16 protein-coding genes and 3 tRNA genes are annotated in these 13,343 nt (G+C 38.2%); 6 read left to right on the top strand and 13 right to left on the bottom strand.

Going from position 1 to position 13,343, the window contains the following annotated elements; genetic code table 11:
* Nucleotides 1–16: 16 nt before the first annotated feature.
* Nucleotides 17–2,206, bottom strand: a complete 2,190-nt coding sequence (locus L656_RS0111020) for a bifunctional diguanylate cyclase/phosphodiesterase (RefSeq protein WP_024599249.1) — start codon at nucleotides 2,204–2,206, stop codon at nucleotides 17–19.
* A gap of 111 nt (nucleotides 2,207–2,317) precedes the next feature.
* Here L656_RS0111020 and L656_RS0111015 point away from each other — a divergent pair, with 111 nt between their 5' ends.
* Together L656_RS0111015 and L656_RS0111010 are read left to right on the top strand one after the other, a co-directional pair.
* Nucleotides 2,318–2,899 (top strand): SRPBCC family protein, encoded by a 582-nt coding sequence (locus tag L656_RS0111015; RefSeq protein ID WP_024599248.1) that lies wholly within the window; start codon nucleotides 2,318–2,320, stop codon nucleotides 2,897–2,899.
* On the top strand, nucleotides 2,868–3,755 hold the full coding sequence (locus tag L656_RS0111010; protein WP_024599247.1) for a TIGR03899 family protein: 888 nt from the start codon (nucleotides 2,868–2,870) through the stop codon (nucleotides 3,753–3,755). Before L656_RS0111015 ends, L656_RS0111010 begins: the two co-directional genes overlap by 32 nt.
* Nucleotides 3,756–3,788: 33 nt before the next feature.
* Here L656_RS0111010 and L656_RS0111005 read toward each other — a convergent pair whose 3' ends face one another.
* The 8 genes from L656_RS0111005 to L656_RS0110965 all read right to left on the bottom strand — a co-directional run bounded on the left by L656_RS0111005 (nucleotide 3,789) and on the right by L656_RS0110965 (nucleotide 9,462).
* On the bottom strand, nucleotides 3,789–4,559 hold the full coding sequence (locus L656_RS0111005) for a TIGR04219 family outer membrane beta-barrel protein (protein ID WP_024599246.1): 771 nt from the start codon (nucleotides 4,557–4,559) through the stop codon (nucleotides 3,789–3,791).
* Nucleotides 4,560–4,562: 3 nt separating this feature from the next.
* Nucleotides 4,563–5,549 (bottom strand): DUF2333 family protein, encoded by a 987-nt coding sequence (locus L656_RS0111000; RefSeq protein WP_002957928.1) that lies wholly within the window; start codon nucleotides 5,547–5,549, stop codon nucleotides 4,563–4,565.
* Nucleotides 5,550–5,557: 8 nt separating this feature from the next.
* Complete coding sequence (locus tag L656_RS0110995; protein WP_024599245.1) at nucleotides 5,558–6,067, bottom strand: copper chaperone PCu(A)C; 510 nt, start codon at nucleotides 6,065–6,067, stop codon at nucleotides 5,558–5,560.
* A gap of 79 nt (nucleotides 6,068–6,146) precedes the next feature.
* The gene (locus L656_RS0110990) at nucleotides 6,147–6,473 is read right to left on the bottom strand and encodes a hypothetical protein (protein ID WP_024599244.1); all 327 of its coding nucleotides are present in this window, start codon (nucleotides 6,471–6,473) and stop codon (nucleotides 6,147–6,149) included.
* A gap of 170 nt (nucleotides 6,474–6,643) precedes the next feature.
* Nucleotides 6,644–6,850 carry a PspC domain-containing protein gene (locus L656_RS0110985; RefSeq protein ID WP_024599243.1) on the bottom strand — a complete coding sequence of 69 codons (207 nt, stop codon included), beginning with the start codon at nucleotides 6,848–6,850 and terminating at the stop codon, nucleotides 6,644–6,646.
* A gap of 10 nt (nucleotides 6,851–6,860) precedes the next feature.
* Nucleotides 6,861–7,541 carry a PspA/IM30 family protein gene (locus L656_RS0110980; RefSeq protein ID WP_024599242.1) on the bottom strand — a complete coding sequence of 227 codons (681 nt, stop codon included), beginning with the start codon at nucleotides 7,539–7,541 and terminating at the stop codon, nucleotides 6,861–6,863.
* Nucleotides 7,542–7,785: 244 nt separating this feature from the next.
* Entirely contained in the window at nucleotides 7,786–8,718 is a 933-nt protein-coding gene (dusA, locus tag L656_RS0110975; RefSeq protein ID WP_024599241.1) for a tRNA dihydrouridine(20/20a) synthase DusA, read from the bottom strand.
* Between the two features lie 123 nt (nucleotides 8,719–8,841).
* Nucleotides 8,842–9,462: a MarC family protein gene (locus L656_RS0110965; RefSeq protein WP_024589771.1), complete on the bottom strand. Its 621-nt coding sequence runs from the start codon at nucleotides 9,460–9,462 to the stop codon at nucleotides 8,842–8,844.
* Nucleotides 9,463–9,557: 95 nt separating this feature from the next.
* Here L656_RS0110965 and L656_RS0110960 point away from each other — a divergent pair, with 95 nt between their 5' ends.
* The 3 genes from L656_RS0110960 to L656_RS0110950 all read left to right on the top strand — a co-directional run bounded on the left by L656_RS0110960 (nucleotide 9,558) and on the right by L656_RS0110950 (nucleotide 10,963).
* Nucleotides 9,558–9,995, top strand: a complete 438-nt coding sequence (locus tag L656_RS0110960) for a transcriptional repressor (RefSeq protein WP_024599240.1) — start codon at nucleotides 9,558–9,560, stop codon at nucleotides 9,993–9,995.
* A gap of 75 nt (nucleotides 9,996–10,070) precedes the next feature.
* A complete protein-coding gene (locus L656_RS0110955) occupies nucleotides 10,071–10,538 on the top strand; it encodes a chemotaxis protein CheX (protein WP_007580265.1) in 468 nt (155 codons plus the stop codon).
* Nucleotides 10,535–10,963 carry a secondary thiamine-phosphate synthase enzyme YjbQ gene (locus L656_RS0110950; protein ID WP_024599239.1) on the top strand — a complete coding sequence of 143 codons (429 nt, stop codon included), beginning with the start codon at nucleotides 10,535–10,537 and terminating at the stop codon, nucleotides 10,961–10,963. The genes L656_RS0110955 and L656_RS0110950 overlap by 4 nt, the downstream gene beginning before the upstream one ends.
* Before the next feature lie 222 nt (nucleotides 10,964–11,185).
* On the opposite strand, the gene L656_RS0110945 is transcribed toward L656_RS0110950, so the two are convergent.
* The 4 genes from L656_RS0110945 to orn all read right to left on the bottom strand — a co-directional run bounded on the left by L656_RS0110945 (nucleotide 11,186) and on the right by orn (nucleotide 12,322).
* Nucleotides 11,186–11,261: transfer RNA gene (locus L656_RS0110945), tRNA-Gly, on the bottom strand.
* A 43-nt stretch (nucleotides 11,262–11,304) separates the two neighbouring features.
* Nucleotides 11,305–11,380 (bottom strand) — tRNA-Gly (locus L656_RS0110940).
* Between the two features lie 121 nt (nucleotides 11,381–11,501).
* Nucleotides 11,502–11,577 (bottom strand) — tRNA-Gly (locus L656_RS0110935).
* 199 nt (nucleotides 11,578–11,776) lie between these two features.
* Complete coding sequence (gene orn, locus L656_RS0110930; RefSeq protein ID WP_004336052.1) at nucleotides 11,777–12,322, bottom strand: oligoribonuclease; 546 nt, start codon at nucleotides 12,320–12,322, stop codon at nucleotides 11,777–11,779.
* Between the two features lie 121 nt (nucleotides 12,323–12,443).
* Here orn and rsgA point away from each other — a divergent pair.
* A partial coding sequence (gene rsgA / locus L656_RS0110925; RefSeq protein WP_024599238.1) for a small ribosomal subunit biogenesis GTPase RsgA occupies nucleotides 12,444–13,343 on the top strand: 900 nt, incomplete at its 3' end.

Below are 13,343 nucleotides of genomic sequence, written 5' to 3'. Positions count from 1 at the left end.
AATAAATTAATCTTTTTTAGCGTTTATTTATAAATTCTATTAATTCATTCTCAGGCATGGGTTTAGCATACATAAACCCTTGTACCTCATCACACCCTAAATTCTTTAAAAACTGGGCTTGCGCTTGTGTTTCGACCCCTTCAGCAATCGTTTTTAAACCCAACTTAGCGCCAAGTGATATAACTAAAGCAGCAATAGCACCTGTATCATCGTTTGGTAAACCCTTTATAAATGCGCGGTCTATCTTTAATCTATCCAGTGGTAAACTTTGAATATAGCTCAGCGACGAAAAACCAGTGCCAAAGTCATCAATAGCAACTTCCAATCCTAGTTCTTTAAGCTCTCTTAGAGTATTAATAACAGTTTCTAGCTCATCCATTACTACGCTCTCGGTAACTTCTAATTCTATGTTCTTTGGCTTAACACCATATTTTAACAATGTATTTTTAACAGTGTGTGCATAACCTTTTACTTTAAACTGCGGAACAGACACATTAACCGCAATACAAATTTCTGTACCCATATTTTCTAGGCGCTTTTGCTGTTGGCAAGCTTGCTCTAATACCCACTGCCCTATATCGACAATTAAGCCAGCATCCTCTGCAAGTGGTACAAATACAGCTGGTGATATATACACGCCATCACCTGTCGGCCAGCGTAATAATGCTTCACACCCAATTAGCGATAAATCATCTAGTGCAAGTTGGGGTTGATACCATACCTCTAACTTATTCCGAGCAAAGTCATGACGTAGCTGCCTAATAATACCTAAACGCCAAGCCATTTTATCTTGCATATCAATACTGTAATAAACGCCTTCTTTATGCTTTGCTTTTTTAGCTTGATTAAGTGCGATATAAGCAACTTTCAGTGTATCAATACCACTACTTTGAAAGTCTTGTTGTTGGCATAAGCCGACTCTAAAGTCGATAGGCAGTAAATGTTCTTCTGCGTAAAATGGAATACCTAGTTGCTCATTCAATTTTTTTAAGTCAAATTCGTCTTGCCGAATAATAAACCCAAAAACATCAGCGCCAATACGTGATAGTAATTTAGCTGTTGGGTAATTTTCTTTTAACCTTTGCACAATGCCAATTAATACTTTATTGCCGACCTCTTGCCCTAAGCCATTATTAATATCTGCAAAGTTAACTACATCAAGTAATACAAATACATAATCATTAACGTGCGGCTTTTGATAATGCACTACCCGTTCAATAAAGTTAGTACGATTTGAAATACCAGTAAGCACATCTTTATAAGCTGCATCTCTTAACTTTACAAATAGCCTTATGTTATCAAGTGCTACACTTACATTAGTTAAGAAAATTTCAGCAAATTGAAGCTGTGCTTGTAAGGGAGTGTGTTCGCACTCTATATATAAAGCCGCTTTTCGATGTTTGCTTTTCAATATAAATGTTGAACTTGAATCTATATGTTGGTGCTTTGACAAAGCAAAACATGACTCAACTTGTTCAAATACTCTGCTATCAACATTAATTAATTTTTCACCAAAATAGCCTTCGTAATGCCCACAACCACCTAATACTTGAATAAAGTCATCGCCATCCAACTTGCTACAAACAAGCCCTCTAGGTGCGCACTTTAAAATAACACTCATATGCTTGATGACTTCTTTGCATAATTGCTTAATATCAGTAAGTCCTAAAATAGACTTTGATGCTGAAACAATCGTGTTCATCGCATCACTTTGATATTCAAGCTGGCATACCTGCTCGTATGAGCGAATAGCCGTTATAAGCGAAGTTAATAACTTAGAGCGAGTAAGCTCTGTTTTCGTTTTATAATCATTTATGTCGTATTCTCGTATTACTTTTTCTTCTGGTGTATTGCCTGCTTGTCCTGTTCTTAAAATAATCCTTACATGTTGATTATTTAATTCGTCACGCACTCTTTTTACAACCTGCAAACCGGCATCGTCAGTTTCCATAACAACATCTAAAAAAATAACCGAAATATTTTTATTTTTAGCTAACACTTCTATTGCTTCTGCACCCGAATAAGCATCGTGAAATCGCAAACCGGCCCCTAAAAACTCAACTCCAGACAAAGCTAATTTTGTTACAGAATGAATCTCAGGTTCGTCATCAACAATTAAAATATCCCAAAACTTAGTCTGCTCAACAACAGCATCGTCTTCAAAATCTTGTTCAAAAAATAAAAAATCGTTTTGATCTGACGACATTCGCTCTCCTAAGTAGCAATCTATAAATTATTTTTGGTTTATAATCTAATTCATACTATAGTCGATTAATAAAAAGTTGTTGTATTTCAACTTGAAAAACTAATAAAAGGTGTGCTTATTAAACCATTAAAAATATTAATCAAATGCGTGCTGTTATTACTATTGGTATTGGCACTGGTAGGGCTAATACTGCCTCAAAGTTATAGTGTAAATAAAACAATCGAAATTAATGCCAATCTTAAAGTAATAAAGCCGCTTATCACCGACTTTAGCCAATGGCAAAAATGGTCTCCATGGGAAAAAGTAGACCCCAGCATACGTTTTACTTTGGGCGAACCCAGTTCTGGCCTAGGAGCTCATCAGTCTTGGAAAGGAAAATGGGGGTATGGTGAAATGATCATAACTTCGATAAGCCAAAATAAAGTCAGCTTCAACATACTTTTAAATGCTGAACATATTATCAGAGGCACTTTTAACCTTAGCGAGCAAAACGGTATAGTTACGTTAATATGTAATATTAAAGGTCAAACAACGGCTCCTTTAATATCTGGTTACACTGCAATTTTAAGCGAGTACGTACTCAGTAATACAGTTTCACTGGGTTTAAATAACCTTCAAACTGTTGCACAGCTTAGTGATCCACAAAGGATAATGCACAGTCATGACAGTCAAAACAGCACAGGCGAGAATTAATCTAGCCAACATCATTGAATCCTTACTTGGTTACCCTATAACAAAAGTAGGAAGTAACGGTGTACTACCTACTAACGAGCAGAGTTACGATATTAAGGGCCAAATTAAGCCGCTTTATCATATCAATAGTGAAAACTCTGTTTTAGCTCGTGCTCAAAAGCGCCAAGATTTATTACTTATTAAACAACAACAAAATATAGAATCAATTTTAGCAATGGCTATGGGATTTTGCCCTGATGTAGCAAGTAGTAAACAGCCCGATGTTGACTGGGTAGAACACTTTATAGCCCTATGTGAAGATACCTCAAATGCGTCAATGCAAATTTTATGGGCCAAAATTTTAACGGGAGAAACCCTTAATCCTGGTACGTTTTCAATTAAAAGCCTACAAACTTTAAAACATATGACACAGCGAGAAGCAGACTCTTTGCAAAAATGTGTGTCGCTCTCAGGCTATAACGAAAAAGACGACAGCCACTTTATATTACTCGGCTTTTACAAAAAACCGTCCTTGTTTGATTTGCTACGAAAAGGCAATAAAGTATCTCTAAATTTAGGAAAAACGGGTATTAGCTTTCCTGATATTTTAACGCTCATGGATCTTAATTTACTGTATAGAAAAGAAATTGAATCTGCAGTGCTTAAAGCGGGGCAAGAGCTTACCCTTTCATTTTTATCGCAAAAAGTAACGTTAAAGGCAAAGAGTAGTGATTTGGTATTAAGCTATTACAAATTTACGCAAACAGGTGATGAGCTTTCTAAACTCATTAATTTCCCTGTCAATAAGGTCTATAAGCAGTTGATTAATAATGCGCTAGAGGGAGAGTTTGATTTAGCGTGGCACGCAATAAAATAATATGCCACGCTTTGTTTAATTAGAAAATACTAATTAAAAATGAACCTGAATACCCGCAAATGGGCCAGATGCATCAATATCAGTAGTAATATCATCTACATCATCAAGTTCTAACACCATAGAACGGTAACCGGCTTTAACAGCAACATCTACTGCTAGGTTATCAATAAGTTCCCACGCTACGCCTACTTGGTAATCTTGTACTTTGCTATCGTCAATAGCCAAAAAGCTACCTTCAAAAAATACACTTAAACCAGTAAATGGTAAGCCCGCTTCGGCACGGCCGTATGCAAGAGGAACAAAACCGGAGAAGTCTTTGGTTTCGGTAAAGTTAGTACCACCATTTTGGGTAGTGCCACTTACAACAATATCACCGTCAAACTGTTTAGCATTTAAACCTAGATCTATTGAAATTAAGTCATTATCAAAAATTTCATAATAAAAAATATAATCAATATGCGTTAAATCACTTACCGTATTTACAGTAGAACCAACAACATAATCAGAACCATTGAAGCTAAATGTATCTGTAAGCAGCGCTGAACCATTTAGCTCAAGCTCTGTATACTTTAATTTGATATTTGGTACTAACGGCACTGGGTGCTCAAGCGCCGCGTAGTAACTTACAAAAGTCTCATCTTCAAAATTAAAATTTTGAGATGCATTATTTTTGTAAGAAAATTGGCCATCGTTATCTGACTTCCATCCATCAACACCTACATATAAACCTAATAGGGTGTCAGCTTGCGCCGCTGGTGCTAAACATGCCATTGAAAGGGCTGCTGCTAAACAATACTTTTTCATTTTTTATCCTTGAGCTAGTAGTTCGCTAAGTTCGATTAAAGCCGCATTGGCTCTAGAAATATAATTTGCCATAACTAAAGAGTGGTTAGCAACATAGCCAAAACCATTCCCGTTTAAAATAAGTGGGCTCCATACTGTTTCTTGAGTTGCCTCAAGTTCACGTATGATTTGTTGTAAACTTACACGTGCATTTTTCTTTTCAAGTACATCATTAAAGTCATACTCTATCGCTTGTAAAAAGTGTAGTAACGCCCAAGTAGCACCGCGCGACTCGTAAAACACGTCGTCAATTTCTAACCACGGCGTTCTTACTTGTTGTTGTAGTGGAGCAAGAGTTGCTTGTTTATTAGATGAATTACCTGCTAAATCGGTATTCACTTTTTCTTGGCCTACACTGGCGCTTAAACGCTGACTTAAACTACCTAAACGTTTTTCAGCTTCTTTAAGCCAACTACGTAAGTTATCTGCTCGTGCGTAAAATTGGCTATCGCGCTCATGCTCGTTAGCAATTTGTCCTCGATATACCATTAAGTAGTCAATACCTTTTTGGTACTCACCTTCAGCACTTGGCCATGCCCATGCTTCAGAGCTTATATTAAACTGTGGCTGCGCCTTTTTAAGTGCTTCATGTTCAGTAGACTGTGATTGTGAACGACTAAAATCTTTTCGCATAGAAAGCGATAAATCACGTACCATTTCTAGCGCACCATATTCCCACGCTGGCATATCATCCATAATAATACTTGGCGGTATTACATCATTTGATAAGTAGCCACCCGGTTTATCGAGTAAGGTATTGGCTACTGTAATCAATGTAGAGGTAGTTACATAACCCGTTACTATTTTTTCATTACGAAGCTGCGCTTGCTCTTTAGCGTTTGCAACAACGTCAAAACGTGAAGGTTCAGTGCTCCAATAAACAGCAATTGCGTAAAAAATGATAAGCAGTAAAACAACTATTCCTGCTATTTTTCCTTTATGTTGCGACATGTGTACTCCTAATGGTGAGCGTGTTGAGTAGAAGGTTTCGACTGTTTAGCTTGCGCTTCAAGCGACACGACTTGAGCATTAGTAAATAAGCGATTACCGTCACTAAAATATAGCGTGAGTTTACGTTCTTGCCCTACTTTTAATGGCTCTTGTGGTTCAAATACCATTAAATGATAACCGCCAGGTTGAAAACTGACACTTTCATGCGCTTTAATTTCAACCGATTTAACTTGTTGCATTTTCATCATGCCGTCTACATGTGAGTGCTCGTGTATTTCAACACGGCCCAAGCCATCAAGCGTTGCCTTAGTTAAAGTTGCTGCTGTTCCGCCGTGATTAGTAAGCGTTAAGTAACCTACAGTTGAAGTACTGCCAGGTAAAAACTCTCTAACTTGCGCGTTAGCTACTTCGAGTACAGCCACATCAGAAGCATGTTCGTGTCCTGAGTGCGCCGCCAACGATGACGAAAAAAAACTAAATAGTAATGCAGAAGCCATCGAAAAACATAGTTTCGTCATCATTCTTATCCTTATGAAAACTTTAAATTACAGGCTAAATTTAACATAGTTAACCTATAATAGTCAGTCAAATTAAGGATTAAGAGGCTACTTTTTTGTTATCGGCAACAAGCCAACACAACACTGCAACAAATAGTAACGGCCATGCAATCATTATAGATCCAAATAAAAGCGCTAAAACAGTCCCTGCTAACGCCACTACACCCGCACCTACTAATCCCATAGTAATTAAAGCCACTACCGCAACTACAGTAACAATTGCGGCCAAAGCGCCTACAAGCTCTAGCCCTGCCCAGCTAATATCAGCAATCCATAACGGCAACTGCCAAGAGTCGACATGCACAAACGCTATTAAATCAGTAAACAGTAATAAATAGATAATTACACATACTGCCAAAGCTTTCATAGTAATTCTCCCTATACCAACCGGCTTATATACGGGGTCTATTTAACGATAAGAAAATTGCGCTACAACTAGGAAAAACTTTTATATCTAGTTGTTATACATATAAATTTTAATAACGTTATAGAGTGACTTAATTCGTTAAATTGTTCAAATATTTATGCCTGTTGGTATTAATACTCTTTATTTTCAAGGCAGCAATGCGCAATAAAATAACCAAGAGCAACTGCAAACGGAAAGCTTAAAAATAATAAAATAGTTACTAAGCGCGTTGCCCACACCGGAAAATCTAATCGATGCGCCAAACCACTACATACACCTGATATTTTTTTATTTAACGTATCTTTATACCAACCACGTTGGCGATTAAAGCTATTCATAATCTTCTCCTTAAGCAGTCTGTTTTAAATCAGTTTTTAAACTTGTTTTCAACTGAGCTAGCTCAGCATCTATTTTTTCATTTTTAACTAAGGCTTCAATTTGTGCAGCAGTCGTATTTGCAGAGTCGGTTAACTCATACGCTTCTATTTGGGCTTCAATACTTTCTACACGTTGCTCAACTTGCTCAAACCGAGATAATGCATTAGCTACTTTGTCGCTTTGTAACGTTGTACTTATCTTTTTTCTTGTAGCTGCTACATCATGGCGTTTAACTAATTGTGCTTGCTTCGTTTTAGCTTCTACTATTTTTTGCTGCAGGCGCTCACAATCAACTTTAATTTTTGCGATAGACTCTTGCAAAGTTTCTAACTGAGTTTGCTTATTTACAATGCTTTCACTAACACGTTGCTTTTCAAGTAAAGCAGATTTAGCAAGGTTATCACTGCCTTTTTCAACCGCATGTTCAGCCTTAACTTGCCAAGCTGCTAATTCTGTTTTTTTAGTATCAATTTGACGATTAATTATTTTTTCTTCACACAATAAAGCAGCAGCTGTACTACGACACTCATTCAACGCATCTTGCATGTCGTTAAGCATTAGGTTTAAAAGTTTTTCAGGGTCTTCTGCTTTATCAAGCATAGCCACAATGTTTGATTGAATAACGTCATTTACGCGGTTAAATATTCCCATGGTATTCTCCTGTTGATTTTTAATTAATTTCAACAAGAAGATTCCAAGAGTTGTGCCAAGTCCATAAAAATAAGAATAAGACATTTAAAATCAAAGTGATAAATAACAAGCCATCTAAATTTTAGTGACTTCAAGCTGAACAGCATAGAGTGTAATTGGCCAATAAATTATGATTTTGACTAATTTTTAGGCTCAAAAAAGCCACTCGAAAGTGGCTTAAATTTAGAATTTTTAAAGCTTAGCTTTATTCTGGTACAAAGCTTAATGCTTTATCCATTACCGATAAATCAGCTTGCTTCCCGTGACCACTTTCAGAAAGGTGGCGCCTAAAGCCTCGTGCACCAGGCTGCCCCTGAAAAATACCGAGCATGTGACGTGCAATATGCCAAAAATTAGCACCCAAACGCATTTCTTCTTCAATGTAGCTGTACATTGAGCGCACTACGTCGTGGCGTGATTGTGTGTTTGCAGCATCACCATAAATTTTCTCATCAACGTCATTGAGCATAAATGGGTTACTGTAAGCTTCACGCCCAATCATTACACCATCGATATGTTGTAAATGTTCTAGGCTCTGCTCAATTGTTTTAACACCGCCATTTAAGCTTAAATCGAGTTGCGGATAATCTTTTTTAAGTTGATAAACACGTGGGTAATCAAGCGGTGGAACTTCACGATTTTCTTTTGGGCTTAAACCATTGAGCCATGCTTTACGAGCATGAATAATAAAGTCATCACACCCTACTTTATGGGACGCTTCAATTAGCGCACATAAAAACTCATACGAATCTTGCTCATCAATGCCAATGCGCGTTTTAACGGTAACAGGAATGTTTACTTCGCTTTTCATTGCTGCAACACAGTCCGCTACTAATTGAGGTTCAGCCATTAAACATGCGCCAAATCGACCATTTTGAACTCTGTCTGACGGGCAACCTACATTTAAATTTATTTCGTCATAACCACGCTCACCGGCTAACTTTGCACATTGCGCAAGCGCTTTAGGATCAGAGCCACCAAGCTGCAACGCCACTGGGCCTTCGTGTTTATTAAAATGTAAGTAGTCGCCTCGACCAAATAAGATAGCCCCTGTGGTTATCATTTCAGTATAAAGCACAGTATGTTTAGTCATTTTGCGATGAAAAGTACGACAATGGCGATCAGTCCAATCAAGCATTGGTGCCACAGAAAAGCGTCTATCCAAAGTACATTTATTCAAAGCAAACCTCAGGGTATTAAAGTTATTAAGCACAGCTTAAAAGGCGCTGCATTTTACACAAAAGCCTAACGGGCATCAATGTTAAGAGAACACCTGCAAGCCAAAATAATGAGCTATGCCATTTAAAATATTGGTAACCGCAACCGAACTTAAAATAAGCCCCATAATTCTACTTATTATACTTGCACCACTGTCACCAATTAATTTATGTACATGCGTTGCAAGCAATAACAAAACCAGTACAACCGCTAATACAGCAAGCATCATTGAAGACGTTAGTAACTGCTCAACCCATGTATATTCTTCGTTTCGGGTCATTAATACGGCGCCTAACATAGCGCCCGGGCTCGCAATAGATGGAATCGCTAACGGAAAAATAGCGGTTTCAGTACTATCGCGCACACTTTTAATTTCGGCTTCAGGTTTACTTTCACCAAATATCATTGAAAGCGCAAAAATAAGTAATATGATTCCGCCGGCTATTTGAAAAGCCGAAAGTGGGATTTCAATTGCGTTAAGTAATTGCTCACCTGCAAGTACAAAAAATAAGAGCACTAATGCAGATACGCCTACCGCTTTAAATATAACTTTACGTTTAAATTTCTCATCATCACCACGTGTGACTGCAATAAATACAGGGACAGTGCCAATGGGGTCAATAACCGCAAAAAAGAAAATAAATATAGCCAATAGTTCGTGCATTACTGGGTTTCCTAGGTAAAAAGCGCTTAATAAAAACGCTGCAACTACAACACAGTATGTTAGTATACCACGGTAGCATAAGGATAAGAGTAATGATGAATATAGAATCACTCGTAAGTAAAGCAAAACAAGTTTGTGACAACCGTGGTGCGCGTTTTACGCCTATCCGCGAGAAAGTATTTCGTCTATTAGCCAGTGCACAAGGTGGTGTTGGTGCATACGATTTGCTTGAGCAATTAAAAGTAACTGAAACAGGTGCTAAACCTGCAACTATTTATCGTGCATTAGACTTTTTAGCTGAACTAGGTTTTATTCATAAAATTGAAAGCACAAATGCATTTATGCTGTGCCATCATTTTGATCATATTCATCCTGTACAGTTATTAATTTGCGATACCTGTGGATTTGTTAAAGAGTTGCACTCAACCGTTATCTCTCATGAGTTAAATAATTTAGCCGCTGAAGGTGGCTTCGTTGTTTCTGGACAAACAATCGAAGCACATGGCAAATGTGAGTCTTGTAGAGCATCATAATCCCCCAAAATTATCCTTAGTGGCTATACTCATACTATATAGCCATTTATTAGCCCCAATTTAAGAGTACCCACTATGAATGTAGAGTTCATCAATCCGTTTTTATCATCTTTAATTAATGTTTTGAGCACTATGGCTCAAACTCAATTAAAACCGGGTAAACCTCGCATTAAAACTGATGAGATTGCCTGTGGTGATGTATCAGGTTTGATTGGTATGGTTGGCCCGCAAACTCGCGGATCATTTTCAATTACGTTTGATGAAGGGCTAGCATTAACCATTATGGAACGTATGCTTGGCGAAAGACCAGATACTATAGATGAAGAAGTAACTGACATGGTTGGCGAGATAACCAACATGGTAACCGGCGGTGCTAAAAACTTACTAGGCGAGAAAGGCTTCGACTTTGATATGGCAACGCCTATTGTGGTATCGGGTAAGGGTCATACAATTACTCATAAAAGCCAAGGTAAAAAGATTATCATGCCATTTAGCTGTGACGCTGGTAATGCAAACATTGAAGTTAGCTTCGATAAACTATGAGTTGGCAGCAAAAGCAAATTACATTAAAACCTCGCCCGCGAGGTTTTCATATAATTGATGACGAAATATTGTCTCAACTTCCTGAACTGGCAAATTACAAAATAGGCTTGTTACATTTATTTATTCAGCATACCTCAGCAAGTCTTACCATAAACGAGAATGCAGACCCCACTGTTCGTATGGACATGGAAAGCCATTTCAATAAATTTGTTCCTGAACGTCAACCTTATTATCGTCACGATTATGAAGGTGATGACGACATGCCCGCACATATTAAAACCAGTACGTTAGGCTGTGAGTTAAGTATTCCTATTTCAAATGGTTATTTAGCGTTAGGTACATGGCAAGGTGTTTACTTGGGGGAGCATCGTGACTCTGGTGGCTCAAGGCGAATTATAGCGACTATTCAAGGGGAGCTGTTTTAACACAAGCTTCTCGGTTTAAAATGTTAACCTCTGTTTTTCTTCAGTCATACCCTCATAGATTCAAAATACGCCACTCTATAGACGTAAATCTTAGGCGCGCGAAGTAATAATTTCTAATAATCAAAACTTCAATGCTGAATATTACACATAGAATAAAGTAGATGAGAGATATTTTAAATTATGATTTTTAATACAGAAAATTTTGAAAGGATATAAAATAATTGGAGCGGTACACGAGGCTCGAACTCGTGACCTCGACCTTGGCAAGGTCGCGCTCTACCAACTGAGCTAGTACCGCATTATATTTTCATTCAACACTACAATTTCTTTTGGTTAGAAATTGGAGCGGTACACGAGGCTCGAACTCGTGACCTCGACCTTGGCAAGGTCGCGCTCTACCAACTGAGCTAGTACCGCATTTTTACTTCTTCAGTTATTTTACGTTGGTTGCGCGACAGGTCGCGTTCAACATTCTAGCAACTGAGCTAGTACCGCATTTTACTTCTTTTAATCACTACAATTTCTTTTGGTTAGAAATTGGAGCGGTACACGAGGCTCGAACTCGTGACCTCGACCTTGGCAAGGTCGCGCTCTACCAACTGAGCTAGTACCGCATTTTTTATTTATTCAGTTATTTTACGTTGGTGCGCGACGAGTCGCGTTCAACATTCTAGCAACTGAGCTAGTACCGCACTTTAATTATGGATATAAAATGACCACAATAAAAACAACTCAAACACACTAACCCCGCGTGGGTTATCGTCTTGAGCGGGGCAGGATTCTACAATAATCCGATGTGTTTGCAAGCGTTTTTTACAAATTAAAGAAATTTTCTCTATAGACTTTTAATTCCATAATCGAATCTTTAATATCATCCAGAGCAAGATGCGAGCCTTTTTTGTTCACTTTTGCAAGAACTTCTGGTTTCCAGCGACGTGCTAATTCTTTAATAGTACTTACGTCAAGATTTCGGTAATGGAAAAAATCTTCAAGCTCGCGCATATATTTATTCATAAAGCGGCGATCTTGCCCAATTGAATTACCACACATTGGTGATACACCCGCAGGCACCCACTGTTTTAAAAAATCTAAAGTTTGTGCAACGGCATACTCTTCATCGAAAGTACTTGCTTTACAGCGCGCTGTTAAACCTGACTTTCCATGCTGAGTAGTACACCACTCGTCCATACCATTTAGTAATTCATCACTTTGATGAATAGCGATAGTTGGCCCTTCGGCTAATATATTCAAGTCTGCGTCAGTGACAACCGTCGCAATTTCGAGTATTTTATCGGTCTCTGGTTCGAGCCCTGTCATTTCAAGATCGAGCCAAATTAAATTTGATTTATTAATAGTCATAATTACCTAAGCGGTGCTTTCCTTTAGATCCAACGCATTTCGATATATCATATTAGCATCAACCGTCGAGCTAAAGCTTTTTTTAGGAAAAGCGACATTTAACTAAGGTTATAGGCCTCCAGTGGCAAAACAAAAAAAATTAAGTAAAGGCCAATCGCGTCAGATCAAGGCCAATCACCAAAAGCGCATTAATAGCGCAGACTCAAGACCGGCTAAAAAAGGGGCGCAAGAATGGCAAACCGATAACTTAGGTCAGGTCGAGAGCGCAATTGTGATCAGTCGTTTTGGCCAGCACGCCGATGTAGAAACTGAAAATGGCGATGTACTGCGCTGTAATATACGCCGTACCGTGTCTAATTTAGTATGTGGTGATGAAGTATTGTTTCGCCGTGCCAAAGTAAGTGAAGGCGATTTAGCCGGTGTAATTGAAGCCACGCAAGAGCGTCGTTCGCAACTTACCCGCCCTGACTTTTACGACGGTGTAAAAGTTATTGCTGCCAACATTGACCAAATACTGATGGTATCAGCTGTATTACCCGAGTTTACCCCTAGTATTATCGACCGTTATTTAATAGCCTGTGAAGATATGGGTATTGAGCCAATTTTAGTACTCAATAAAACCGATTTAATTGACGAAGCAGGCCTTAGCGAAATACAAAAAGTTCTCGATATCTATCGTAAACTTGATTACCAAGTACTCCTTGTTAGTAATATATCAGGCGATGGTATTGATCAATTAAAAGAAGTACTTGTTGATAAAAATAATATTTTTGTTGGCCAAAGTGGTGTGGGTAAATCAACCCTCGTTAATACTGTATTGCCTAACGCTGAAATATTAACTAAAGAAGTATCTGAAAACAGCGGCTTAGGCCAGCACACAACAACAGTTTCGCGACTACACCATTTACCAAGTGGCGGTAACCTAATCGACTCGCCAGGAATTCGTGAATTTGGATTATGGCATTTAGATGTTGAGCGTGTAACGTGGTGTTTTAAAGAGTTTAGAGAATTTATAGGCGGC

Source organism: Pseudoalteromonas sp. TAE56, from assembly GCF_000497955.1.
Lineage (GTDB): Bacteria > Pseudomonadota > Gammaproteobacteria > Enterobacterales > Alteromonadaceae > Pseudoalteromonas.
The sequence above is the reverse complement of the archived record's forward strand: the minus strand, read 5'-3'. Positions and strand labels throughout refer to the sequence as shown.

Bases quoted from the DNA above. Each gene is read 5' to 3' on its own strand.
- L656_RS0111005 (WP_024599246.1), bottom strand. From the start codon at position 4,559: ATGAAAAAGTATTGTTTAGCAGCAGCCCTTTCAATGGCATGTTTAGCA.
- L656_RS0111000 (WP_002957928.1), bottom strand. From the start codon at position 5,549: ATGTCGCAACATAAAGGAAAAATAGCAGGAATAGTTGTTTTACTGCTT.
- L656_RS0110985 (WP_024599243.1), bottom strand. From the start codon at position 6,850: ATGAATAGCTTTAATCGCCAACGTGGTTGGTATAAAGATACGTTAAAT.
- L656_RS0110980 (WP_024599242.1), bottom strand. From the start codon at position 7,541: ATGGGAATATTTAACCGCGTAAATGACGTTATTCAATCAAACATTGTG.
- L656_RS0110990 (WP_024599244.1), bottom strand. From the start codon at position 6,473: ATGAAAGCTTTGGCAGTATGTGTAATTATCTATTTATTACTGTTTACT.
- L656_RS0111020 (WP_024599249.1), bottom strand. From the start codon at position 2,206: ATGTCGTCAGATCAAAACGATTTTTTATTTTTTGAACAAGATTTTGAA.
- orn (WP_004336052.1), bottom strand. From the start codon at position 12,322: ATGACTATTAATAAATCAAATTTAATTTGGCTCGATCTTGAAATGACA.
- L656_RS0111010 (WP_024599247.1), top strand. From the start codon at position 2,868: ATGACAGTCAAAACAGCACAGGCGAGAATTAATCTAGCCAACATCATT.
- L656_RS0110995 (WP_024599245.1), bottom strand. From the start codon at position 6,067: ATGACGAAACTATGTTTTTCGATGGCTTCTGCATTACTATTTAGTTTT.
- L656_RS0110965 (WP_024589771.1), bottom strand. From the start codon at position 9,462: ATGCACGAACTATTGGCTATATTTATTTTCTTTTTTGCGGTTATTGAC.
- L656_RS0110960 (WP_024599240.1), top strand. From the start codon at position 9,558: ATGAATATAGAATCACTCGTAAGTAAAGCAAAACAAGTTTGTGACAAC.
- dusA (WP_024599241.1), bottom strand. From the start codon at position 8,718: ATGCTTGATTGGACTGATCGCCATTGTCGTACTTTTCATCGCAAAATG.
- L656_RS0110950 (WP_024599239.1), top strand. From the start codon at position 10,535: ATGAGTTGGCAGCAAAAGCAAATTACATTAAAACCTCGCCCGCGAGGT.
- L656_RS0110955 (WP_007580265.1), top strand. From the start codon at position 10,071: ATGAATGTAGAGTTCATCAATCCGTTTTTATCATCTTTAATTAATGTT.